Raw genomic sequence first — 23,344 nt, 5'->3', positions numbered from 1 at the left:
GTTCATGACAATGCTTTCTTCATCATTGCAGCGGAACACCGTTTTCCCAACTTAAGTACACGACTTAAGTCACACAAAAACTATACTAGCATAAACCTGTATCGTATGCAATAGTTACCGTTGTTCTTTTTTGAATTCTTCGAGCCATTGCTTCTGTTTCTCTGTCAACTCACAGTTTTCAAGAAGGTCAGGTCTCCGTAAAAACGTTCGCCGCAACGATTGTTTTGCACGCCATTCTTCAATGAGGCGATGATTTCCCGATAAAAGAACTTCCGGTACCTTCATGCCGCGAAAATCTGCAGGCCGCGTGTAATGAGGATGCTCAAGCAAACCGGAGCTGTATGAATCATGTAGTGGAGAAGCTTCATTGCCAAGCACGCCCGGCAACAGGCGAACAACACTGTCGACTATGACCATCGCTCCTAATTCTCCGCCTGTCAACACATAATCGCCGATGGAAATTTCATCGGTTACTAAATGTTCGCGAATGCGTTCATCATATCCTTCGTAATGTCCGCAAATGAGAACTAAATGTTCCTCTTTGGCGAGCTCTTCCGCTTTTTTTTGCGTGTAACGCTCACCTTGGGGACAAAGCAAAATGATCCGAGGACGCTCGGAATGTTTCGTTACTTGAGCGACAGCATCAAAAATCGGCTGCGGCTTTAACACCATGCCTGCTCCGCCGCCGTACGGATAATCATCGACCGTTTTGTGTTTATTGTCAGCGAAATCGCGAAAATTGATAACGTTAATTGAAACGGCTTGTTTTTCTTGCGCTTTTTTTAGAATGGATTCATTGAACACGCCTGTGAACATGTTAGGGAATAATGTCAATATATCAATTCTCATTATTCAAGCAGCCCTTCCATCGGACGAATCGTAATTGTTTTTTCTTTGACGTTCACATCAATAACGACATCGGCAATGTATGGAATGAGAATTTCTTTTCCATTGTTTCCTTTGACAACCCATACATCGTTTGCGCCAGGTGTTAAGATTTCCTTCACAGTTCCAATCGTTTCTCCGCCTTCAGTGACGACTGTACAGCCGATGATTTGGTGGAAATAATATTCCCCTTCTTCTAGCTCACCAAGCTGGCTTTCCGGCACTTTCAAAAGCGCCCCTTTGAATTTTTCGACAAGGTTAATATTGTCGTATCCTTCAAAGGCTAGCAAGTCAAAGGATTTATGAACACGATGGCTTTTTACTGTCACTTCGATTGGTTGAGGTGCATTTTCCATAAAAATATAGAGTGTATTCCCTTTTTTATACCGCTCCTCGGCAAAGTCGGTTCGTGAAATAACGCGCACTTCTCCGCGAATGCCGTGCGTATTAACAATTTTTCCAACATTAAACCATTTTTCCATCCGTTCTTCACCCCTTTTTAGCGAATTTCTTTGACGATTCCATCTTCGATAATAATCGCGCGCTTTGCTGTGATGTCTTCCCAACGGTCACCTACGTTCACTTCGATCAACGCTTGTACGTCTCGTTCTTTCAATTCGCTGCCTAACGGTAGGATATGTAATTGTTCCAATTGAAAATCAAGAAGTTTGATTTTCTCAAGTCTTGCGTCAATTTCTTTTGTAAAATACTGTTTAAGAAGGTTCGGTGAATGTTTGCTTGTTTTTTCAAGCCGCTTTTGTTCAAAACGGAGTTGATCACATTCTCGTTGAAGTTGTTGTTTTCTGGCCATGAACGTTTCCTGCAATACCTGTTTGCTTTTTTCCGTTACGATTTGTTTTACTTCAACGGTTTGAATAATTTTCATATCGCCACTCCTCATGGAACCGATATATAAAAAAGGGGAGGATTTGTCCTCACCCTTTATCTTTTACGTGCACGATAACACGTTTTGGTTGTTGTGATGCAGCAGCATGCACAACGGTCCGAATGGCGTGAATCGTGCGGCCTTGCTTTCCGATAACCTTCCCTACGTCTTCGTCGTGTACCGATAATACGTAGGTGATTGTATGTTCATCCAACGTTTCTGTCACGACAACCTCTTCCGGATGATCCACAAGCGATTGTACGATCGTCTCAACTAACTCTTTTAACTCTTTCATTTACATCACAAGCATTATTTGCCGTATTTTAAGTTATGGAATTTCTCTAAAATGCCTTGTTTTGAGAATAAGCTACGAACAGTATCAGACGGTTTTGCACCATTTTGCAACCATTTTAATGCTAATTCTTCATTAATTTTAATTTCTGCTGGCTCTGTAAGCGGATTGTACGTACCGATAGTTTCAATGAAACGACCATCACGTGGAGAACGAGAATCTGCTACAACGATACGATAGAAAGGTGATTTTTTCGCACCCATACGTTTTAAACGAATTTTTACTGCCATTTTTTTCAGCACCTCCGTAAATATTTCACACAAGATAGTATATTAGCAATAATCCACTAGTTTGTAAAGTGTTTTTTCTTAACACATTATTGCCTACATAAACGGGAATCTAAACCCTTTTTTCTTTCCTTTGGTCATCGTTGTCATCATTTTCATCATTTTTTTCATTTCGTCAAATTGCTTTAATAAGCGATTGACTTCCTGAACAGACGTACCGCTCCCTTTCGCAATTCGCTTTTTGCGACTAGCGTTAATAATTTCAGGATTCATCTTTTCTTCTTTCGTCATCGAGCGAATAATCGCTTCGACATGGCTAATTTGTTTTTCGTCGATTTGGATGTTGTTTAAGCCTTTCATTTTATTGGCCCCAGGGAGCATCTTCAAAATTTCATCAAGCGGTCCCATTTTTCGGACTTGACCGAGCTGTTCCAAGAAATCATCAAGGGTAAACGACATCGTACGCATTTTTTGTTCAAGCTCTTTCGCTTTTTCTTCATCAACGGCGGCTTGTGCTTTTTCAATGAGCGTAAGCACATCCCCCATTCCTAAAATGCGTGATGCCATGCGCTCAGGATGGAACGGTTCGAGCGCGTCTAATTTTTCACCCATACCGACAAATTTAATCGGCGTATTAGTGACCGCTTTAATCGATAATGCTGCTCCGCCGCGCGTATCGCCGTCTAATTTCGTTAAAATGATCCCGGTCAAACCGAGTTGTTCATTAAAACTTTGGGCGACATTAACCGCGTCTTGACCGGTCATCGCATCGACGACAAGGAAAATTTCATCTGGCTTGGTGACTTCTTTGATTTGCTTGAGCTCATCCATTAACGCTTCATCAATATGGAGACGCCCCGCTGTGTCAATGAGTACGTAGTCATGATGCTCTTCCTTCGCCTTCGCAATCGCTTGCTTGGCAATTTCCACTGGGCTTACTTGATCGCCCAATGAAAATACCGACATATTCAGCTGCTTTCCGAGCGTCTCGAGCTGCTGAATTGCTGCTGGACGATAAATATCAGCGGCAACTAAAAGCGGTTTTCGATTGTACTTTTTGCGCAATAAGTTGGCTAATTTTCCTGTTGTTGTCGTTTTTCCGGCACCTTGCAGACCGACCATCATAATGACGGTTGGCGGACGGGTAGCCACAGCAATTTTACTTTGTTCCCCGCCCATGAGTGCCGTTAATTCTTCTTTGACGACTTTAATGACTTGCTGGCCCGGTGTTAAGCTTTTTAACACTTCCTGACCGACAGCCCGTTCGCTTACACGCTTGACAAAGTCTTTGACGACTTTAAAATTCACATCCGCTTCTAATAACGCGAGCCGCACTTCGCGCATCATGTCTTTGACATCGGCTTCCGTCACTTTGCCTTTGCCGCGAATTTTGTTCATGACGCTTTGCAGACGGTCGGCTAATCCTTCAAACGCCATCGATTCCCGCCTCCTATTCCAATTTCTCTAACGCCTCAATCGTTTCGAGTAACTCCTGATCATTGGCGTATTTTTTTAAAGCGAGCTCTTTTAGCCGCTTAATGAATTGCTGTCTCTTTTGAAATTTTTGAAACAATAGCAGCTTTTCTTCATACTCCTCAAGCATTGCTTCCGTTCGTTTTATATTATCATAGACGGCTTGACGACTGACTTCGTATTCTTCTGCAATTTCACCGAGGGAGTAATCGTCTAAATAATAGAGCGACATATAGCTTCGCTGTTTTGGCGTTAACAACGATTGATAAAAGTCGTACAAATAGTTCATTCTCGTTGTTTTTTCAAGCATAAAACTCCCTCCTTGCTTGTTAAGTGAAATGCCTTTACACAAGGATTAGTGTACTGCTTTTAGATAATTATGTCAAGTTTTTTTCTTTACAAAAAAAATCGGGTAGTGCTTCTCTACCCGATTTTTTTGTTATGGTTGTGGTTCTTCTAGCAAGTCGGCAAACAACCCATACACATATTGTTCAGGGTCAAATTCTTGCAAGTCATCCATTTTTTCACCAAGGCCAACCAATTTTACCGGAATGTTCAGCTCGTTGCGAATCGCAAGGACGATGCCCCCTTTTGCGGTGCCATCGAGCTTCGTTAGGACGATGCCGGTGACGTTCGTAGCTTCTTTAAAAATTTTCGCTTGGCTCATCGCATTCTGGCCTGTCGTCGCATCTAAGACGAGCAATACTTCATGCGGCGCACCAGGGATTTCACGTTCGATGACGCGCTTCACTTTTTCTAGCTCTTTCATCAAGTTAACTTTATTTTGTAAACGGCCCGCTGTATCGCATAATAGAACGTCCACATGGCGCGCTTTCGCTGCTTGAATCGCGTCGTACATGACCGCTGCTGGGTCGGAGCCAGCAGATTGTTTAATGACTTCTGCCCCGACGCGTTCTCCCCATACTTCTAGCTGTTCAATGGCGCCAGCACGGAATGTATCTCCCGCAGCAAGCATCACTGTTTTTCCTTCTGATTTAAGCTTGTGGGCTAGCTTTCCAATGGTCGTCGTTTTGCCAACTCCATTGACGCCAACAAATAGAATGACCGTTAACCCGTTTTCTTGAATATTTAATGTCGCTAAATTGTCATCGTCACCGCGGTAAATATCGACAAGCTTCTCAGAAATCACCGCTTGCATTTCTTTCGGATCTTGAATATTGCGGCGCTTCACTTCCATTTTCAGCTCGTCAATGAGTTCCATTACCGTCGTTACACCAACATCGGCAGCGATTAAAATTTCTTCCAGCTCTTCAAAAAACTCTTCGTCGACTTTTCGGTAACGGGCAATTAAATCGTTGACCCGCCCGGCAAATGAATCGCGCGTTTTTGAAAGGCCTTGCTTAAACTTTTCCGTTACCGAATCCGCCTGTTTTGTGATTTTCTCTTTTAATTTTTTAAAAAAGCTCATATTCATGCCATCCTTTCCAAATTAAGACTTTACAAGTTGCTTGGAATCTTCTAAACGAACGGACACTAGCTTCGACACACCTGACTCTTGCATCGTTACACCATAGAGCACGTCAGCTTCTTCCATCGTTCCCTTGCGGTGGGTGATGACAATAAATTGAGTTTGATCACTGAACCTCTTTAAGTATTGGGCATAGCGGTAAACGTTTGCTTCATCCAGCGCCGCTTCGACTTCATCCAATACGCAAAATGGCACCGGGCGCACTTTTAAAATCGAAAACAGCAACGCAATCGCTGTTAAGGCTCGTTCACCGCCGGAAAGCAAGCTTAAGTTTTGCAGCTTTTTCCCCGGAGGCTGAGCAACGATCTCAATGCCGGTTTCGAGTAAATCGTTCGGGTCCGTCAGCTGCAAATCAGCACGTCCCCCGCCAAACAGCTGTTGAAATACTTCGCCAAAATGGGAACGAATTTGTTGAAACGTCGAAAGGAAGCGTTTTTTCATTTCTTGATCCATCTCATCGATGACTTGGTGTAATGTCTCTTTTGCTTGCTGTAAGTCGCTTTTTTGTTCCGTTAAAAATTGATAGCGTTCCGACACGCGTTCGTATTCATCAATTGCTCCTAAGTTGACAGTTCCTAATTCGTCAATCGCCCGCTTAATGAGCTTTACTTTTTTGCGCGCTTCGTTCACGTCCATTGTCAGCGGATATTTTTCTTTTGCTGCTTCAAACGTTAACATATACTCCTCACGAAGGCGGGAAAGCAAGTTTTCTAGTTCCACATCGAGGCGATTGAGCTTTACTTCTTCGTCTTTGACGATATCGACCAATTGTTTGTACTGCCGTTTTTTCTCTTTCAATTCGCGCTCAAAGTGTTCCAGTTTTGCCTGATATTCTAATCGTTGCTCGCGGCGGCTTGCAATGAGTTCAATCGTTTCGTTTTTGTCTTGCAATTTTTTTTGCCGTAATTGCTCAAGCTGCTCCTCGCCGGAATCGTTTGAGTTCATTTCCTCGATAAGAGAAGATAAGTCTTCTTTTGCTGTTTGAAGCTGTTTTTCCGTTTCTGACTGTTCAAGCGAAAGCCGCTCGATTTTCTCTTCGACGTTTTTTAGTAGCTGCTGCTTTTGGGCAAGGGCAATTTTCTGCTCTGTAATGACTGCTTGCAACGCTTCTTTAGAGCTTTGTTCATCTTGTTTTTGAACTGTTAATGTTTGAATGTGGTCATCGATTTCTTTCAGCTTGTTCTCCAGATCATGCAATTGCTGCTCGATGACGGTCAGCTTTTCCCTGATTTCTTTTGCCTCTTGTTCATCATGCGCTTTTTCATGGTCATAAAGCGCTAGACGTTCGTTCATATTTTTTTCTTGCAATTCCACTTCGCGTAATTCGCTTTTTACTTCTTGAAGAGCAAGTCGCCATTGTTCGGCTTGTTGCCGAAGCTCAGACAGCGCTTTTTCTTCTTGCTGGATGTCTTTCTTTTTCGTTTGGACATATCTCTCAAGCTGCTCAGTTTTTTGTTCCATTTCTTGCAGTTTCGACGCTATTGTTTCCAGCTCACGGTTTCGGCTTAGAAGCGAGTTCGCTTTTTTCGCCACTCCCCCGCCCGTCATCGCACCGCCAGGATTGACGACATCGCCTTCGAGCGTCACAAGACGGTAGCGATAATGTAACAAGCGGGCCAGTTCATTCGCCCCTTTTAAATCCGTTGTCACAATGACGTTGCCGAGTAAGTTGGATATGACTGCGCGATAGACAGGATCATATGCAATCAACTCGCTCGCGACACCGACAAATGCCGGATGATTTTGAATAAGGGAACGTTGTTCTGCGGTCACCGATTTTGGTTGCATGACGTTCATTGGCAAAAATGTCGCCCGCCCATAGGCGTGCTTTTTTAAATAGTGAATGGCCGCACGCGCCACTTCTTCATTTGCCACGACGATGTGCTGCATCGCACCGCCTAACGCAATTTCTAGAGCTGTCTCGTATTGGCTTGGCACTTGAATTAATTCGACAACCGCACCGTGAATGCCTGGAAACTGCTCACGCGCTTTTAAAATTTCTTTTACACCTTGGAAAAATCCAGCGTAATCTTGCTGCATCTCTTCAAGCATTTCTTTGCGCGATTTTGTTTGCTGTAAATATTGGTACGCTTGATACAGCATTGCTTCCTTCTTTTCGAGCTCCGCCTTTGTATTAGCTAAATGAGCAGTTTTTTCTTGTAATAACGTTTCATGCTCCTGCAGCGTTTGCTCGATTTGCTTGCGCTTGCCATCTAGCTTCGTGTATTGCTCCTGCATGCGCTCCCGATCTTCCAAATATTTTCGATTTGCCTCGGCCAGTGTCGCTTGCTTTGCCTGCAATTTTTCCAACAAGGCACGTAAATGAGAGCGCTCATTTTTGAGCGAGGCTTGCTCATGGACTAGTTCAATATAATCACTTTTTAATTGTTCGATTTTTTCTTCAACATTGATGTCATAAGATGAAAGAGACGTTTGCTTTTCTTTTAGCTCCGCTTGTATAGAAGCGATTTCCTTCTTTATATGGGCAAGCTGCTCTTTTTCTTGCTCGAACATCTGTAATAATCGCTCTTTTTTTTCCGAAAGAGAAGCGATTGTTTCTTCGAGCTGTTTTTTATATTGGGCAGCATTTTTCTTTCTTTCTTTTAGTACTTCTTTTCTGCCTTCGAGTTTTTCTAATTCTTCACTAGCCACAAGCAACACTTGTTGTAATCCATCAATGGATTCATCCAGCGCTGTAATTTGATCGCGAAGTTGTTCAATGTGCGCCTCTTCCTTTTGCAATGTCGTCGACAGCTCCATCTCTTTCTGCTGGTGCTCGGTTAGCTGTTCATGTAGAGCTGTCCATTGCTTATGCAATTCCTCAATTTCATAGACAGTAAGCGCAACTTCAAACGTTTCTAGTTCGTCGCGTTTTTCTAAATAGTCTTTCGCAATGGAAGCTTGCATTTTTAATGGCTCTAATTGCTGCTCTAACTCGTGCAAAATATCGCTCACACGATTCAAGTTTTCTTGTGTCTCCGCAAGCTTATTCTCCGCCTTTTTCTTGCGGATTTTATATTTTAACACCCCGGCAGCCTCTTCAAAAATCGTGCGCCGCTCTTCCGGTTTGCTGCTTAATATTTCTTCGACGCGTCCTTGACCAATGATCGAAAATGCTTCTTTTCCTAATCCAGAGTCCATAAATAAATCAATGATATCTTTTAGACGACAAGGCTGTTGATTAATAAAGAATTCGCTTTCTCCGGAACGATAGACGCGCCTTGTAATGCTTACTTCCTGATAGTCAAGAGGCAAAAATTGATCTTCATTATCAAGGGTTAACGTGACTTCAGCGATATTTAATGGTTTGCGCGAATCGCTCCCCGCAAAAATAATATCCTCCATTTTTGCTCCACGGAGTGATTTTGCTGACTGTTCTCCTAACACCCAGCGAATCGCATCGGTAATATTGCTTTTTCCGCTTCCATTTGGACCGACGACTGCTGTTACTCCGGGAACAAATTCGATCGACACGCGATCAGCAAACGATTTAAATCCGATAATATCTAACCGTTTGAGGAACATTCGTACTCCGCCTCACTATCTTTCATCATATAAAATCTTCCTTATTGTAACATAACTGCATGCGCAAACATAGAGTAGGAAAGAAGGGCTGACTATGTTTCGGTGAGCCAGCCCTTTCCTTCTTGGAATATGAGAATTTTGAAAAGACAAGATGATGCCTACGACGGCTAGTTCTCTTGCGCCCAATCCCCTCTTTCAAAGGACATTCGGGCTTCGAAGGCTGAACGCAGCACTTCCGCTTTTCTTGATTGTCTAGCTTGAGCGATCGCCCTATCCCGATGCATCGCGGATAGGTAAACCGCCTATTTTCTATCATAATCAGAATTGATATCTTACTTCCTTTTTTGGTCTAGCTCGGCTCACAACGTGTCTACTGCTTGAATCAACTTTTTCGTTGACATGCGCCGAGTCATCACAAGCACAGCGTTTGAAAAATAACCTTCTTCCGTCGTTTTGTCTAGCTCTCTTGGGCCAAATAACCTTCCCCTCAAAGTATAAGTATATTGTAAGCACTTCTACGGACGAAGAACATTGGCCGTCGCGGAGCTCTAGAATAGCGACATTTCGCCGTTTGCCTACAGAACGCGAGCCGTTTTTAGGCGAAATTAAGGCGCTAGCGCTTTTCTTATTCTTCCATCACCGATTTTAACTTTTGCAATGCCATTTGCGCAGCTTGTTGTTCTGCTTCTTTTTTCGATTTACCGACACCAATCCCAAGCTCTTTCCCGTTTAACGAAACACAGGAAACAAATTCCTTATTGTGAGCAGGACCTTTTTCTTGCAAAATTTTGTATTCGATGACACCGCTACCATCGCGCTGGACAAGCTCCTGTAGCTGACTTTTATAATCCATCACATGAGAAAAAGCACCTTCATTAATTTTTGGAAAAATCGTTTGTTCCAAAAACCGAATGACCGCATCCATTCCTTGATCTAGATAAAGAGCACCGATAAACGCTTCGAACACATCTGCTAAAAGTGCGGGTCTTGTCCGCCCACCCGTTAATTCTTCCCCTTTTCCGAGCAAAACAAGCTCACCAAAAGACAGGGCATTCGCAAATTTCACAAGGGACGGTTCACAGACAATCGCAGCTCGCAGTTTCGTTAATTCTCCTTCACTCATATGGGGAAATTTTTTGAAAAGATATTGCGAAATGGTTAACTCTAATACGGCATCTCCTAAAAATTCAAGACGCTCATTATCTTCATGCGGTCGTTTGCGATGCTCATTCACATACGATGAATGGGTAAACGCTTGGACGAGGAGCTTTTCATTTGTAAAAAATATGCCAATGTTTTCTTGCAACTGCTTAAATTGGGACCGTCTTTTTTCGCTTATTCGCTGTTCTTTGTCTCTCTGTCTCGACATAAATAAGAACCTCCGACTTCGTTCCATCTTAAAAATAATCCTGCACTCAATGGAAAACGACCGCTACAAACAGAAAAAGCGATGCGTCTATCATTCATTATGTCCGTTTACTCGTTCCTTACTCTATCAGAATCCTATTGAATCTCTTACGTTTTATTTACAATCAGGAACTTTCTTGCTATATAAGTCCAAATTGAAAAACCGACATAAGTTCGGTGGAAAAACAATCGAAATAATTTGTATATGTTGGAAAATGAATCTGCATTTATTATATAATAAAAAGCATAGAAAGCCCCGTTTTGATAACGGGACTTTTCTATCTATAGATCTTTACATACGGCTTTTTATGTAGTTCACAGCATCTCCTACTGTGACAATTTTTTCAGCTTCTTCATCGGAAATTTCCATATTAAACTCGTCTTCCAATTCCATTACGAGTTCCACTACATCTAATGAATCGGCTCCTAAATCATCTTTGAAAGAAGCTTCAAGTGTCACTTGAGATTCTTCAACACCTAAACGGTCAACGATGATTTTCGTTACGCGCTCTAACACGTCTGCCATCGTATTCACCTCCTCTCATGATTATAGTAAATTTCATGACAAAATACTAGCGAATGATAGAAATTTTTCAAGGTGCAGTTACATGACCATTCCGCCGTCAACGTGGAGGGTCTGCCCTGTCATGTAGTTGGCTGCATCAGATACTAGGAAAGCGACTACTTTCGCAATATCTTCTGGTTCACCAAAGCGAGCAAGCGGAATTTGTTTAAGCATTTCTGTGCGAATGTCTTCGCTGAGACGATCCGTCATATCGGTTGTAATAAATCCAGGTGCAATGGCATTGACGGTAATATTGCGGCTCGCTAGCTCTTTTGCAGCCGTTTTCGTTAACCCGATGACACCTGCTTTGGCTGCGACATAGTTCGCCTGTCCAGCATTTCCAATTACTCCAACGACCGAAGCAACATTGACGATACGTCCGTACCGCTGCTTCATCATTGGTCGCGTCACAGCTTTCGTACAGTTGAATACCCCTTTTAAGTTAGTGTTAATCACTTCATCCCATTCTTCTTCTTTCATGCGCATCAATAAATTATCGCGTGTCACACCGGCATTGTTCACTAAAATATCAAGACGTTCAAAGCGGTCAAGCACTTCTTTTACCATTCGGTCAACCGCCTCGGCGTTCGATACGTCCGCTTGAATCGCGAACGCTTCACCACCCATGTTCACAATTTCTGCAACAACTTCATTCGCCTTTGCTTCACTACCCGCGTAGTTTACCGCTACTTTCGCTCCTTGGTGCGCTAACTCTAAGGCAATAGCGCGGCCAATTCCTCGCGATGCCCCTGTGACAAGGGCTACTTTTCCTTCTAGCATCATGATTCCTCCTTCAACGCCTGAACAGTCGCTTCTAATGAAGAGAAATCGTTCACGGCGTAAACATGAACATCCCGATTGATTTTTTTGACAAGTCCTGATAACACTTTCCCCGGCCCGATTTCGATAAATGTGTCAACACCTAATTCTATCATTTTTTCAACAGACTGTTCCCAGCGAACAGGAGAGTAAAGCTGTTCGATTAATAATTGTTGAATTACTTCCTTTTTAACCATCGGTTCTGCAGTTACATTCGCGATCACCGGAATCGTCGCATCAGCAATCGCGATTGTGCCCAATACATCTTGTAATTTTCCAGCAGCTGGCTTCATGAGCGAAGAATGGAACGGACCGCTTACCTCAAGTGGAATGACGCGCTTAGCACCATTTTCTTTTGCAAGCTGTGACGCTTTTTCCACTCCTTCTTTCGAGCCGGAAATGACAATTTGCCCCGGGCAGTTTAAGTTGGCCAGCTGAACAGGAGTTCCTTGCTGAGATACTTCGTTCGTAATCGCTTCTAATTTTTCTGCGTCCATTCCTAACACAGCTGCCATCGTTCCTTCGCCTGCCGGTACCGCTTCTTCCATAAACTCTCCACGCTTTCGCACCGCGTATACCGCATCACGAAATGAAAGCGCTCCTGCTGCCACAAGGGCTGTATACTCTCCTAAACTATGCCCAGCGACATAATCCGCAACAATCCCAGCTTCCTTTACTTTTTCAAGCAACGCGATGCTCGTAGTAAGCAAAGCCGGTTGCGCATTGTACGTCAATGTCAGTGTCTGCTGTGGACCTTCGAAAATGAGCGAAGAAAGCGAAAAGCCAAGCCGCTCATCTGCCTCTTGAAAAATTGCGGCTACTTTTTCATCTTTTTCCGCCAATTCTTTTCCCATTCCAACCGTTTGTGAACCTTGGCCCGGAAAAATAAATGCGATTTTCCCCATAGTTTCTCCTTTCTTACGACCGAATTTTTTCAAGCTCCTGTTTCAGAGTTCCTACCATATCGCTCATGACCATTTCCCGTGTTTGACGCACAGCATGGAAAATAGCATTCGCATCGGAAGAACCGTGCGCTTTCACAACGGGCGCGTTCAATCCAAATAACGCAGCCCCGCCGTATTCGGAGTAATCCATTTTCTTTTTTAACTCAAGTAATTTGGGCTTTAATACAGCTGCAGCAAGCTTGCTTGTGAAATTGCTCGTTAACGCCGTTTTTAACATCGAAAATACAGAAATGGCCGTTCCTTCAATCGTTTTTAAAGCGACGTTTCCTGTAAAGCCGTCCGCCACTACAACGTCAGCGACACCTTGCAGTAAATCGCGGGCTTCCACGTTTCCAATAAAATGAAGATTTGTCTCTTGAAGAAGCTGAAATGCCCGCTTCGTTAAATCGTTGCCCTTTTGGTCTTCCGTTCCGACATTTAACAAACCGATGCGGGGCTTTTTGATTCCTCTTACATGCTCAGCGTATGTCGCGCCCATGAATGCGTATTGCAGTAAATGTTCTGGACGGGCATCGACATTTGCTCCGACATCTAAAAATACAAATCCTTTTCCATCGGTCGTCGGTAGTGTCGGTGCTAATGCTGGGCGATCAATTCCCTCCATTCGCCCGACAATAAACAGACCTGCAGCCATGAGTGCCCCGGTATTTCCTGCCGATATGCACGCATCAGCACGGCCTTGCTTTACCTCCTCAGCCATAAGGACCATCGATGACTGCTTTTTTCTTCTTACTGCTCGCACCGGTTCATCAGTCGCTTCAATGACTTCCTCAGTATGAATGATGGTAATGCGCTCATCGGATGAAAGGTAAGAGCGAATTTTTTTCTCATCTCCGAAAAGCGTAATTTCTATATCTGGAAAGTGTTGAATCGCCTTTACAGCTCCAAGAACGATTTCTTTCGGGGCGTGGTCGCCGCCCATCGCATCAATCGCTATTTTCATCTTTTACTCCATCCTTTTTCCCGATGTTAGATCGATACATTTCAAATTCCCCTGAAAAAACAAGCTCTTGTCCAACATAGCTATTGACTTCAACAAGCGTTCTTCCGTTTTCGTTCACTCCGATGACTCTGGCTTTTGCAATGACTCGTTCGTTTTCCTTCACCTGCCGTGTAAAGCGGATGTTCGCCTTCGCCGTCAATGCCAATTCATCGTTAATGACGGCGACCGCTAACGAGTTGGCTTGGGCAAATAAATGATGTCCCCGCGCAATGCGATTTCGCTTAAACACATGCTCTTTTTTGACATCAAAAATCGAAATCGCACTGTGGTCAAGCTCAATATCAATAATTTCACCGATGACTTCTTCAATCGGAAGAGATTTAACTTTGTCAGCTAATGATTGCTGGGCGACATGTTTAATTCGCTCGCGCAGTTCTGGAATCGACAATTCTAAACGGTCCAGACGAATTGTTTGAATGCTAACCGAAAATTTTTCTGCTAACTCTTCATCCGTAATAAATGGATTTTCTTCAATCGTCTCTTGCAAGAGCCGTTGCCGTTCTCGTTTGCTTCTTCGCATTATTCATACACCGTCCACTTTTATGACTAGGTACTAACAGTAGTATATAATCAAAAAAAACAGATTGCAAGACTAAAAACGAGTTTGCAATCTGTTTTATTAATCGAGTTTTTCACCGTGTAACACACCGGATTCTTGCAAATAAAGGCGTAACGCTTCATAGGAAGAATCGTTCCAAAACGCGTGGGAATAAATCAATTTCGCTGCATCGCTGCGGGCCACTTCGAGAATGCGATAATCATGCACAACATCGCCTAGCTTAAATTCAGGCATCCCGCTTTGCTTCGTGCCAAAGAAATCGCCGGGACCGCGCAACTCTAAATCTTTCTCTGATAGTACAAAACCATCAGTTGTTTCCGTCATAATGCGCATGCGTTCTTTTCCCGTTTCCGATTTCGGGTCCGCTACTAAAATACAATAGGATTGTTCATCGCCGCGTCCGACCCGTCCTCTTAGCTGATGGAGTTGTGCCAATCCGAACCGCTCAGCATCATAAATGACCATCACTGTCGCATTCGGCACGTTTACCCCGACTTCGACAACGGTCGTCGATACTAAAATTTGCACGTGATTTTGACTGAATGCTTTCATGACTTCGTCTTTTTCCTCTGAGGAAAGGCGTCCATGCATAAGTCCAATTTGATATTTTCCCCGGTAATAATGAGTCAACATGCTATGAACATCAATCGCGTTTTGGACATCCAATTTTTCCGATTCTTCAATGAGCGGACAAATAACATATGCTTGCCTTCCTTTTTGAACCTCTTTTTCAATAAAATCGAGAACGCGTTCGAGCATATGATGCTTGACCCAATACGTTTGAACTTTCTTTCGCCCTGCTGGCATTTCATCGATGATCGACACATCCATTTCACCGAACGCTGTAATCGCGAGCGTTCGCGGAATCGGAGTCGCCGTCATAAATAATACGTCTGGAGATTCTCCTTTTTCACGCAAAATGCGGCGCTGTTCAACACCGAATCGGTGCTGTTCATCGGTAATGACTAATCCGAGTTGATGAAAGTTTACTTCATCTTGAATAAGGGCATGGGTTCCGATGATGATGTCGATGTTACCAGAAGCTAGTTTTTCTAATACTTCTTTTCGTTTTTTTCCTTTGATCGAGCTTGTCAAAAGAGCAATCGATACGTCTGCCGGCGCTAATAACGCCTGTAGCGACTGCGCATGTTGTTCTGCCAAAATCTCTGTCGGCACCATCAGTGCCCCTTGGTAACCAGACAGCACAGTCGCATATAAAGCAATTGCTGCCACAACCGTCTTTCCGGAGCCCACATCTCCTTGCAGAAGCCGATTCATTCGATAAGGAGACTGCATATCTTTGATGATCTCCTGAACCACTCGTTTTTGTGCCCCTGTCAACGGAAAAGGCAACTGTTGAATGAACTCCTGTAATTGCTCCATGGAAAAGGTGTGAGCAATGCCTTTTGAATGCTCGCGTTGAACTTTACGCAAAGCATGAATTTTTAGTTGAAACAATAAAAACTCTTCGTAAACAAGCCGGCGTCTCGCTTGCTTTAGTTCTTCGTGAGAACGCGGAAAATGAATCGCACGAATCGCTTCTTTTTTGGATACGAGACGATAGGCATTTCTCACCGTTTCTGGGAGCGGATCAAGAATGGCTTCACCGAATTGCTCAAGCGCTAATTTTATGAACCGCCGCATCCCTTTTACCGTCAATGCGCCCCGGATCGAATAGACTGGCTCTAGCTCGCGCTTTTCCGGCAATGCTCCAAGCTTGAGTTCACTCGCTGTAATCGTCTGGCGATGTTGATCCCACTTTCCGGTAACGGTGACCGTTTCGTTAATGGATAGTTTCCCTTTTAAATACGGTCGGTTAAAGCAAACGACAGTAATTAAATAGCGTCCCACAAGCAAACGAAACGTTAAGCGCGATTTTTTACGAGTATAATACGTAAGAGAAGGTTCACTATGAACCTTCCCTTCGACAGTCACCTTTTCATCGTGTTTCACATCAGCTAAATCTCGCAGCTCATAATCCTCGTAACGGTAAGGAAAATGCATGAGCAAATCTTCAATCGTTTTAATTCCCATTTCTTGTAATGCTTCGCTTGTTTCTTCCCCAATTCCTTTGATTTGCGTCACTGGCTGTTGTAATACGTTATCCACGGCTATTAGCTGATACGCCGAAAATTTTGGCCGCTAATGCGCGACCAGTCGGCGTTGCTGCTAACCCTCCTTGTGCAGTTTCTTTCAAAGCGGTTGGCATCGCCTCACCGATGCGATACATCGCTTCAATTACTTCATCGCAAGGAATGCGACTTTTAATGCCGGCAAGCGCCATATCCGCCGCCACCATCGCATTTGCGGCCCCCATTGCATTTCGTTTTACACACGGGACTTCTACTAATCCTGCGACAGGATCACATACTAATCCTAACATATTTTTTAAAGCAATGGCCATTGCTTCAGCTGCCTGGCTCGGCGTTCCCCCTGCCATTTCCACTAAAGCGGCCGCTGCCATTCCTGCCGCAGAACCCACTTCTGCTTGACAGCCCCCGGCAGCCCCAGAAATCGAAGCGTTATTAGCAACAACAAATCCAAACGCACCGGCAGTAAATAAAAACTCGATCATCTGTTCACGCGTCGGATGTAATTTTTCTTTAACAGCAAATAGCGTTCCCGGTACGACTCCGGCAGATCCCGCTGTTGGCGTTGCACAAATCGTTCCCATCGCGGCATTTACTTCATTGGTAGCAACTGCTTTACTGACCGCGTCTAAAATCGTTTCGCCGGATAAAAATCGTCCTTGGCGAATATATGCTTGCAGCAAAACAGCATCACCACCCGTTAAGCCTGAATGGGAAGAGACACCTGCTAATCCTTTCTCTACAGCCTGTTCCATGACTTGCAAATTTTTCTCCATTTGCGCAAAAATTTCGTCTCTACTTCTCCCTGTTACTTCCATTTCTTGTTGAATCATCACTTCAGCAATTTTGATTTGCTGACTTTCCGCCAATTGCACGAGTTCAGCGACATTGCGAAACATCGTGATGCCTCCTTCCACGCTGCATTTTTGTAAACGCTTTCCTTTTCTTAATCAACAATTTTAGTCACTTGAATGATATGCGGCAATGCTGTTAATTCGTCAATGATAGACTGGTCAATCGCTTGGTCAACTTCGATCGTCATTAACGCTTCCTTTCCTTTTTCTTTCCGCGATACTTCCATATGTCCGATATTAATCGCGTATTTGGCTAAGACGTTCGCTACGGACGCAATCGTTCCGTATCGGTCATTGTGCACGATGAGCAATGCTGGATGGTGACCCGATAATTTGAGTTCAAATCCGTTTAATTCTGTAATTTCAATTTTCCCTCCTCCGATAGAAATGCCGACAAGCTCAAGCTCTCCTTTTTCGTCTCCGATGCGAATTCTCGCTGTATTTGGATGATTGGGAACAGCATCTTCTTCATAAAACATGACGTCAATGCCTTCTTGTTTGGCGATTTCCATCGAGAAAGGAATGCGCTCATCGAATGTATCAAAATCTAATAATCCTCCGACAATAGCGACATCCGTTCCATGACCTTTATACGTTTGCGCAAAAGAGCCATAAAGAGAAATATGGGCCCATTTTGGTTTTCTGCCAAATAAGCTGCGAGCCACTCTGCCGATTCGTGCGGCTCCCGCTGTATGCGAGCTTGAAGGACCAATCATAATCGGCCCGATAATGTCAAACACGCTTTTATATTTCATGCTTTTTCTCTCCCTTTGCTTCCAATAAAATAGAAGGGGAATTCCCCCTTCTACTATTCTAACATATTATTCAACAGAAAAGATAAATGGATATAACGGTTGTCCCCCGTTGTGCACTTCCACTTCAACATCTGGATATGTCTCTTCAACATAGGTAACAATCGCTTCTACTTCTTCTTCCGTTGCTTCTTCACCATATAAAATTGTGACAATTTCGCTATCTTCATCAATCAACGCATTGATTAGTTGTTTTGTCACGGACAGCTTATCTTTTTCTGACACAACGATTTTTCCATCAGAAATCCCCATGTAATCATCTTTTTCAATCGTTACTCCATCAATCGTTGTATCGCGCACCGCAAATGTGACTTGTCCCGTTTTGACTTGAGATAATGCCGCCGTCATCGCCTTTTCATTTTGCTCGGCAGAAAGGGTCGGATTAAACGCTAAAATGGCAGCCATTCCTTGAGGAACAGTCTTGGATGGAATCACAATTACTTCGTTGTCCACCACGGATGCTGCCTGTTGAGCGGCCATAATAATGTTTTTATTGTTTGGCAAAACAAAAACAGTTTCAGCATTGACGCTTTCAATCGCTTTGACGATATCTTCCGTACTCGGATTCATCGTTTGACCGCCTTCAATGACCGCATGGGCACCGATGCTTTTGAATAAATTCCTAATTCCGTCTCCCATCGAGATCGTAACGATGCCGTATTGTTCCTTTTGCTTCACCGCCGGCGCTGGCTGCATAGATTTGTGTCCTTCATTAACGATGTTGGCATGCTGCTCGCGCATGTTTTCAATTTTAATATTTAATAAGCTCCCGTAGCGCTGTCCGTATGTTAGCACTTCCCCTGGCTGCTCGGAGTGAATATGAACTTTCACTAGCTCATCATCAGCAATGACCAATAACGAATCGCCAAATCGGCTTAAGTCTTGGCGAAATGCTTCCTCAGAAAACGGATGCTGGCGCAGCTTCTCTTCTTCAAATCGAACCATAAACTCCGTACAGTAGCCAAATTCAATATCTTCCGTATGCATATGACTTTGAGCACTTTTATGATGCTCGGCATTGATCAATTCTTGCATAGAAACCGCCGCTGTCTTTAGATCGTCAACAGCTTCCCCTTTCAATTCCGCTAAAAATCCCTCATATACGTACACAAGACCCTGACCGCCGCTATCGACAACACCCACTTCTTTTAACACGGGAAGCAATTCCGGAGTACGCTGTAACGAGGCTTTCGCTTCTTTCACCACTTCTTCCATGACAATAGCAATATCAGGCTCTTTTTTCGCGACAGCAGCAGCGCGTTTCGCTGCGTCTTTGGCCACTGTCAAAATCGTTCCTTCGACTGGTTTCATAACAGCTTTATATGCTGTCACCACACCCGCTTCTAACGCAGCTGCAAATTCAATACTATTAATTTCCTTTTTTGTTTCGATCGCCTTAGCAAAGCCGCGAAATAATTGCGATAAAATAACGCCAGAGTTTCCACGCGCTCCCATGAGCAAGCCTTTCGCTAAGGCACTGCCTACTTTTCCAATATGGTCAGAAGGGTTATTTTTGACTTCCTTCGCTCCAGAAGTCATTGATAAGTTCATATTTGTCCCCGTATCTCCATCCGGGACTGGAAAGACGTTTAGCGCATCTACCGCTTTTGCATTGTTGGCTAGATGCTGTGCTCCTTTTAGTACCATTTCAGCGAAACGTCTTCCGTCTAAAGTTTTGATTGTCACAGAACACTTCCTCCTTACTACGGGTTCGTAACTCGAACCCCTTGAACATAGATGTTAATTGATTGCACAGAAAGTCCTAATATTTGGTCGAGCGTGTACTTTACTTTTGTTTGTACATTATGGGCGACTTCGGAAATTTTTGTTCCATAGCTAACGATAATGTACATATCGATATGTACTTCTCCGTTTTCTTCGCGAACAATAACACCCTTTGAAAAGTTTTCTCTTCGTAAAATTTCCGAAATCCCATCTTTAATTTGGCTTTTTGAAGCCATTCCAACAATTCCGTAGCAATCCACAGCAGCACCGCCAGCGATCGTCGCAATCACGTCGTTAGAAATTTCGATTCGTCCGTACTTTGTTTGTAACTCGATGGACATCAGTCGTTCCCCCTTTGGAATTGTTCACACAGCTACAGCCATTGTACTATAACGACTAACTTTTTAAAAGTCCTCCCATCACCTACTAGTATTATTTAGCCGAAATCTAAAACATATGTCAAGGTGATTTTCTTGAAAGCTGCTCACTGACATATTGCAATCTGCTACTTTGTATGATAAATTATAGTAGTGTTTTTCGCACGCCAAGTCGATAACGCTAATTTGTTTGACAAGTAAGGAGGGAAAAACATGGCAAAATGCTTTGTAACAGGTAAGAAAAAATCTTTCGGCAACTCACGTTCACATGCAATGAACGCCAATAAGCGTACATGGAAAGCCAACCTTCAAAAAGTACGCATTTTAGTAGATGGAAAACCAAAACGTGTATGGGTTTCTGCTCGTGCACTTAAATCCGGTAAAGTAGAACGCGTATAATAAAAAAGCGGAGGCGACCCAAATTCGCATAAAACTGCCTACGTCCTGTTGGAAAAGCGGTGAAATGTCGCCATTTTGGCTCCGCGATGGGCAAATCCTCTTCTCTTTTGAGGCGACAAGAACCTCAAGAGAGAAGATTAAGGTAATTTGATCCCTAGCTGCTTAGGAAGCGAGCTGGTTGGTCGCCGAGCTAGACAAAATGAAAAGCGCAAGCGAACTCCATTCTATGTTCGCAAATAAAAAAGCACCAATTTCTTGGTGCTTTTTTCATCCTTTTTTAAAAGAGTTTAACATAGCGCGCACAATTCCGCCAAGAAATTTTGGCAGCTTAATTGTATAAAACTTCATTTCAATTCCCTCCTCAGCTATCGTGACGAGCTTTACCTCATTTTCCTTATAAGTATATTCCATTGACGAGAAATAGTACCTAGAAGCACCCGCCTAAATCTTTGCTTCTTATCATCATTAATATGCCTTCCGAAAATGAAAAAGTACCAGAAGATCGGATGAGTTCATTACTAATACATAGTGTGGAACCAATAGAAATATGACAGTTTGTTAATGGATATTTAAATCCTCTTAACGTAATTCCTTTCACTTCATGCGAAATGGGAATGAAGGAAATATAACGATGATGATCATGCAAGACCGGATATGTTCCGGGAGTATGGACGGTGATCGTGTTTTGTCTATCAATGATTTCAATTGGCTTATCGATATACTTCACTAGGAGTTGTACATTGCCGAATAAATGATCGAGTCGGCCGCCTGTTGCCCCAAAGACACGAATTTTTATTGCATTTTGCTCGGACGCCCAGTCAAGAGCAATTTCCATATCGGTTTTATCTTTTTCGGATGGCCATATTTCCATGTCATCTAAAACGGTCTGTACCCATTTCAGTTCTTTTGCATCCATGGAATCAAAATCACCAAATGCTTTTACAGGCTGAATTCCCATTTGTAACAGGCGAAGAGCGCCTCGATCAACTCCCACCCATTTTACATTGTCACCATTATAATGATGAAGCGGAGGAAGAAATTCACTCGGCCCGCCTCCGACAATATGAATGATCATCTCTTTCTCTCTCCCTTGCTACTCTATTCAAAACAATTCCAGTTCCCGAATTTGCTTAAAAACTGCTCACGTCCTGTGGTCAAACGACAAACTGTCATCATCCCAGTTCCCGCGATGGACAAATGGCAAATATTCTTCACCTGCGAGATAGCTTGTCCTCCCTCAGGAGTGTTTGAACTGATTACATCACTTTTCAGATCATGAGTTTTTATCGATGCCAATTCAATAAGCAAACAGACTGGACGCTTCAGATAATGTTTGTTTCACATTTATGCTTTCTTATCTTTGAACAAAAACGGAAGGCTTTATCCACCTTCCGTTCATGTTGTACCGCGAATCGCGCGAATAGCCGCAGCACGGTCGCGTTCATTATAAATGGCCGAACCGGCAACAAGCACGTTCGCACCTGCTTCGATACAGAGACGGGCCGTTTCTACATTTACCCCTCCATCTACCTCAATTTCGATGTCTAACCCTCGCTCTTGTGCCAGCTCCGCAACGCGTTTAATTTTTGGCAACACAGAAGGGATGAATTTCTGCCCGCCAAAGCCTGGGTTGACCGTCATTAATAATACTAAATCGACATCATCAATAATGTGCTCAATCATCGCCACAGGTGTATGCGGATTTAAAACGACACCCGCCTTGACCCCGCATTCTTTAATCAGGTGAATAGTGCGATGTAAGTGCGGGCATGCTTCAACATGGACAGATAAATAATCAGCGCCCGCTTTCGCAAATGTTGGAATGTACCGATCAGGTTGTTCAATCATTAAATGGACATCGAGCGGTAATTGTGTAATTGGACGAATCGCTTCAACAATAAGCGGACCAATCGTAATGTTCGGAACAAAATGCCCGTCCATCACGTCAACATGAATATAATCCGCTCCACCTTGTTCCACATCGCGAATTTCCTCACCGAGTCGTGCAAAATTGGCGGATAAAATCGAAGGAGCAATTTTTACCATGTTTAATACCTCGGCTTTCTTTCTTTAATTTCTTCCATAAAGCTGACATAATGATCATAACGATAAGCAGGAATCTCCCCTGCTTCTAACGCTTTCCTAACAGCGCATTTTGGCTCGGCAATATGCGTGCATCCACGAAATTTACATTCGTGACTGCGCTCACGAAATTCAGGAAAACAAAGCGGCAATTGTTCTTCCTCGATATCATGAAACTCTAGTGCACTAAATCCTGGTGTATCAGCAACTAAGCCGCCGCCTACCTCCATCAGTTCGACATGGCGAGTTGTATGCTTACCACGCCCTAAATGGGTGGAAATATCATTCGTTTTTAACTGAAGATCCGGTCGAAGTGCGTTTAAAAGCGATGATTTTCCGACCCCCGATTGCCCGGCAAAAACAGAAATCCGTCCTTCTAGATAAGGAAGTAACTTCTCGATTCCTGACTTTGTTACTGTGGATGTTTCGATGACATCATAACCAATTTGTCGGTAATCGTTTATATACGTTTCAATTGTTGATCTTATCTCATCATCGAGCAAATCCATTTTGTTCACAACAATAATCGGTTGAATGTCTTTTGCCTCAATCAGAACAAGAAAGCGGTCAAGAAGGACTGGGCTAAAATCTGGCTCTACCGCAGAAAAAACAAGAATTGCTTGATCGACATTGGCAATCGGCGGGCGAATAAGCTCATTTTTCCGTTCGCAAACTTCCATAATATATCCGTCCGTTTTACTGTTTGCTTGAAAAACAACATGATCACCGACAAGAGGAGTAATTTTATGTTTTCGAAATACTCCCCTGCCTCGGCATTGAATGATTTCTCCATCACTTAATACATAATAAAATCCGCTTAATGCTTTAATAATTTTTCCTTCTGCCATAG

25 protein-coding genes are annotated in these 23,344 nt (G+C 43.4%); 1 reads left to right on the top strand and 24 read right to left on the bottom strand.

What is annotated here, in order from left to right; genetic code table 11:
- Positions 1 to 114 precede the first annotated feature (114 nt).
- The 20 genes from trmD to ISX45_RS03170 form a co-directional block, all read right to left on the bottom strand.
- Positions 115 to 849, bottom strand: coding sequence for a tRNA (guanosine(37)-N1)-methyltransferase TrmD (gene trmD, locus ISX45_RS03265; protein ID WP_181554950.1), 735 nt, complete (start codon positions 847 to 849; stop codon positions 115 to 117).
- Positions 849 to 1,367 carry a ribosome maturation factor RimM gene (rimM, locus tag ISX45_RS03260; RefSeq protein WP_181554951.1) on the bottom strand — a complete coding sequence of 173 codons (519 nt, stop codon included), beginning with the start codon at positions 1,365 to 1,367 and terminating at the stop codon, positions 849 to 851. The genes trmD and rimM overlap by 1 nt, the downstream gene beginning before the upstream one ends.
- Positions 1,368 to 1,384: 17 nt before the next feature.
- A complete protein-coding gene (locus tag ISX45_RS03255; RefSeq protein WP_194519961.1) occupies positions 1,385 to 1,771 on the bottom strand; it encodes a YlqD family protein in 387 nt (128 codons plus the stop codon).
- Positions 1,772 to 1,820: 49 nt separating this feature from the next.
- Positions 1,821 to 2,066, bottom strand: coding sequence for a KH domain-containing protein (locus ISX45_RS03250; protein ID WP_181554953.1), 246 nt, complete (start codon positions 2,064 to 2,066; stop codon positions 1,821 to 1,823).
- 14 nt (positions 2,067 to 2,080) lie between these two features.
- Positions 2,081 to 2,353, bottom strand: a complete 273-nt coding sequence (rpsP, locus tag ISX45_RS03245; protein ID WP_181554954.1) for a 30S ribosomal protein S16 — start codon at positions 2,351 to 2,353, stop codon at positions 2,081 to 2,083.
- A 93-nt stretch (positions 2,354 to 2,446) separates the two neighbouring features.
- Entirely contained in the window at positions 2,447 to 3,787 is a 1,341-nt protein-coding gene (gene ffh, locus ISX45_RS03240) for a signal recognition particle protein (protein WP_194519960.1), read from the bottom strand.
- A gap of 13 nt (positions 3,788 to 3,800) precedes the next feature.
- Positions 3,801 to 4,133, bottom strand: coding sequence for a putative DNA-binding protein (locus ISX45_RS03235; RefSeq protein WP_181554956.1), 333 nt, complete (start codon positions 4,131 to 4,133; stop codon positions 3,801 to 3,803).
- Positions 4,134 to 4,262: 129 nt separating this feature from the next.
- The gene (gene ftsY, locus ISX45_RS03230; RefSeq protein ID WP_194519959.1) at positions 4,263 to 5,252 is read right to left on the bottom strand and encodes a signal recognition particle-docking protein FtsY; all 990 of its coding nucleotides are present in this window, start codon (positions 5,250 to 5,252) and stop codon (positions 4,263 to 4,265) included.
- Between the two features lie 21 nt (positions 5,253 to 5,273).
- Entirely contained in the window at positions 5,274 to 8,837 is a 3,564-nt protein-coding gene (gene smc, locus ISX45_RS03225; protein ID WP_194519958.1) for a chromosome segregation protein SMC, read from the bottom strand.
- A gap of 625 nt (positions 8,838 to 9,462) precedes the next feature.
- On the bottom strand, positions 9,463 to 10,206 hold the full coding sequence (gene rnc / locus ISX45_RS03220) for a ribonuclease III (RefSeq protein ID WP_194519957.1): 744 nt from the start codon (positions 10,204 to 10,206) through the stop codon (positions 9,463 to 9,465).
- A 330-nt stretch (positions 10,207 to 10,536) separates the two neighbouring features.
- Positions 10,537 to 10,770: an acyl carrier protein gene (locus ISX45_RS03215; RefSeq protein WP_194519956.1), complete on the bottom strand. Its 234-nt coding sequence runs from the start codon at positions 10,768 to 10,770 to the stop codon at positions 10,537 to 10,539.
- 78 nt (positions 10,771 to 10,848) lie between these two features.
- Entirely contained in the window at positions 10,849 to 11,589 is a 741-nt protein-coding gene (gene fabG / locus ISX45_RS03210; protein ID WP_181554961.1) for a 3-oxoacyl-[acyl-carrier-protein] reductase, read from the bottom strand.
- Positions 11,589 to 12,533 (bottom strand): ACP S-malonyltransferase, encoded by a 945-nt coding sequence (gene fabD, locus ISX45_RS03205; protein ID WP_181554962.1) that lies wholly within the window; start codon positions 12,531 to 12,533, stop codon positions 11,589 to 11,591. The genes fabG and fabD overlap by 1 nt, the downstream gene beginning before the upstream one ends.
- A gap of 13 nt (positions 12,534 to 12,546) precedes the next feature.
- A complete protein-coding gene (gene plsX, locus ISX45_RS03200) occupies positions 12,547 to 13,536 on the bottom strand; it encodes a phosphate acyltransferase PlsX (protein ID WP_194519955.1) in 990 nt (329 codons plus the stop codon).
- Positions 13,520 to 14,116, bottom strand: coding sequence for a transcription factor FapR (gene fapR, locus ISX45_RS03195; RefSeq protein ID WP_181554964.1), 597 nt, complete (start codon positions 14,114 to 14,116; stop codon positions 13,520 to 13,522). The genes plsX and fapR overlap by 17 nt, the downstream gene beginning before the upstream one ends.
- A 99-nt stretch (positions 14,117 to 14,215) precedes the next feature.
- Positions 14,216 to 16,264, bottom strand: coding sequence for an ATP-dependent DNA helicase RecG (recG, locus tag ISX45_RS03190; RefSeq protein WP_194519954.1), 2,049 nt, complete (start codon positions 16,262 to 16,264; stop codon positions 14,216 to 14,218).
- Positions 16,257 to 17,144, bottom strand: a complete 888-nt coding sequence (gene sdaAA / locus ISX45_RS03185) for an L-serine ammonia-lyase, iron-sulfur-dependent, subunit alpha (protein ID WP_181554966.1) — start codon at positions 17,142 to 17,144, stop codon at positions 16,257 to 16,259. Before sdaAA ends, recG begins: the two co-directional genes overlap by 8 nt.
- 47 nt (positions 17,145 to 17,191) lie before the next feature.
- Positions 17,192 to 17,854, bottom strand: coding sequence for an L-serine ammonia-lyase, iron-sulfur-dependent subunit beta (gene sdaAB, locus ISX45_RS03180; protein WP_194519953.1), 663 nt, complete (start codon positions 17,852 to 17,854; stop codon positions 17,192 to 17,194).
- Positions 17,855 to 17,920: 66 nt separating this feature from the next.
- Positions 17,921 to 19,597 carry a DAK2 domain-containing protein gene (locus ISX45_RS03175; protein WP_194519952.1) on the bottom strand — a complete coding sequence of 559 codons (1,677 nt, stop codon included), beginning with the start codon at positions 19,595 to 19,597 and terminating at the stop codon, positions 17,921 to 17,923.
- Positions 19,598 to 19,614: 17 nt separating this feature from the next.
- On the bottom strand, positions 19,615 to 19,977 hold the full coding sequence (locus ISX45_RS03170; protein WP_181554969.1) for an Asp23/Gls24 family envelope stress response protein: 363 nt from the start codon (positions 19,975 to 19,977) through the stop codon (positions 19,615 to 19,617).
- 249 nt (positions 19,978 to 20,226) lie between these two features.
- On the opposite strand from ISX45_RS03170, the gene rpmB reads away from it, so the two are divergent.
- Positions 20,227 to 20,412 carry a 50S ribosomal protein L28 gene (rpmB, locus tag ISX45_RS03165; protein WP_181554970.1) on the top strand — a complete coding sequence of 62 codons (186 nt, stop codon included), beginning with the start codon at positions 20,227 to 20,229 and terminating at the stop codon, positions 20,410 to 20,412.
- Between the two features lie 267 nt (positions 20,413 to 20,679).
- On the opposite strand, the gene spoVM is transcribed toward rpmB, so the two are convergent.
- The 4 genes from spoVM to rsgA all read right to left on the bottom strand — a co-directional run bounded on the left by spoVM (position 20,680) and on the right by rsgA (position 23,342).
- Positions 20,680 to 20,760, bottom strand: coding sequence for a stage V sporulation protein SpoVM (spoVM, locus tag ISX45_RS03160; RefSeq protein WP_003394991.1), 81 nt, complete (start codon positions 20,758 to 20,760; stop codon positions 20,680 to 20,682).
- A 79-nt stretch (positions 20,761 to 20,839) separates the two neighbouring features.
- Positions 20,840 to 21,487: a thiamine diphosphokinase gene (locus ISX45_RS03155; protein ID WP_181554971.1), complete on the bottom strand. Its 648-nt coding sequence runs from the start codon at positions 21,485 to 21,487 to the stop codon at positions 20,840 to 20,842.
- A 320-nt stretch (positions 21,488 to 21,807) separates the two neighbouring features.
- Positions 21,808 to 22,458, bottom strand: a complete 651-nt coding sequence (gene rpe / locus ISX45_RS03150) for a ribulose-phosphate 3-epimerase (protein ID WP_181554972.1) — start codon at positions 22,456 to 22,458, stop codon at positions 21,808 to 21,810.
- Positions 22,459 to 22,460: 2 nt separating this feature from the next.
- Entirely contained in the window at positions 22,461 to 23,342 is an 882-nt protein-coding gene (gene rsgA, locus ISX45_RS03145) for a ribosome small subunit-dependent GTPase A (protein ID WP_181554973.1), read from the bottom strand.
- Between the last annotated feature and the right edge of the window lie 2 nt (positions 23,343 to 23,344).

The organism is Thermaerobacillus caldiproteolyticus, from assembly GCF_015326725.1.
Classification (GTDB): Bacteria; Bacillota; Bacilli; order Bacillales; family Anoxybacillaceae; genus Thermaerobacillus; species Thermaerobacillus caldiproteolyticus.
The sequence above is the reverse complement of the archived record's forward strand: the minus strand, read 5'-3'. Positions and strand labels throughout refer to the sequence as shown.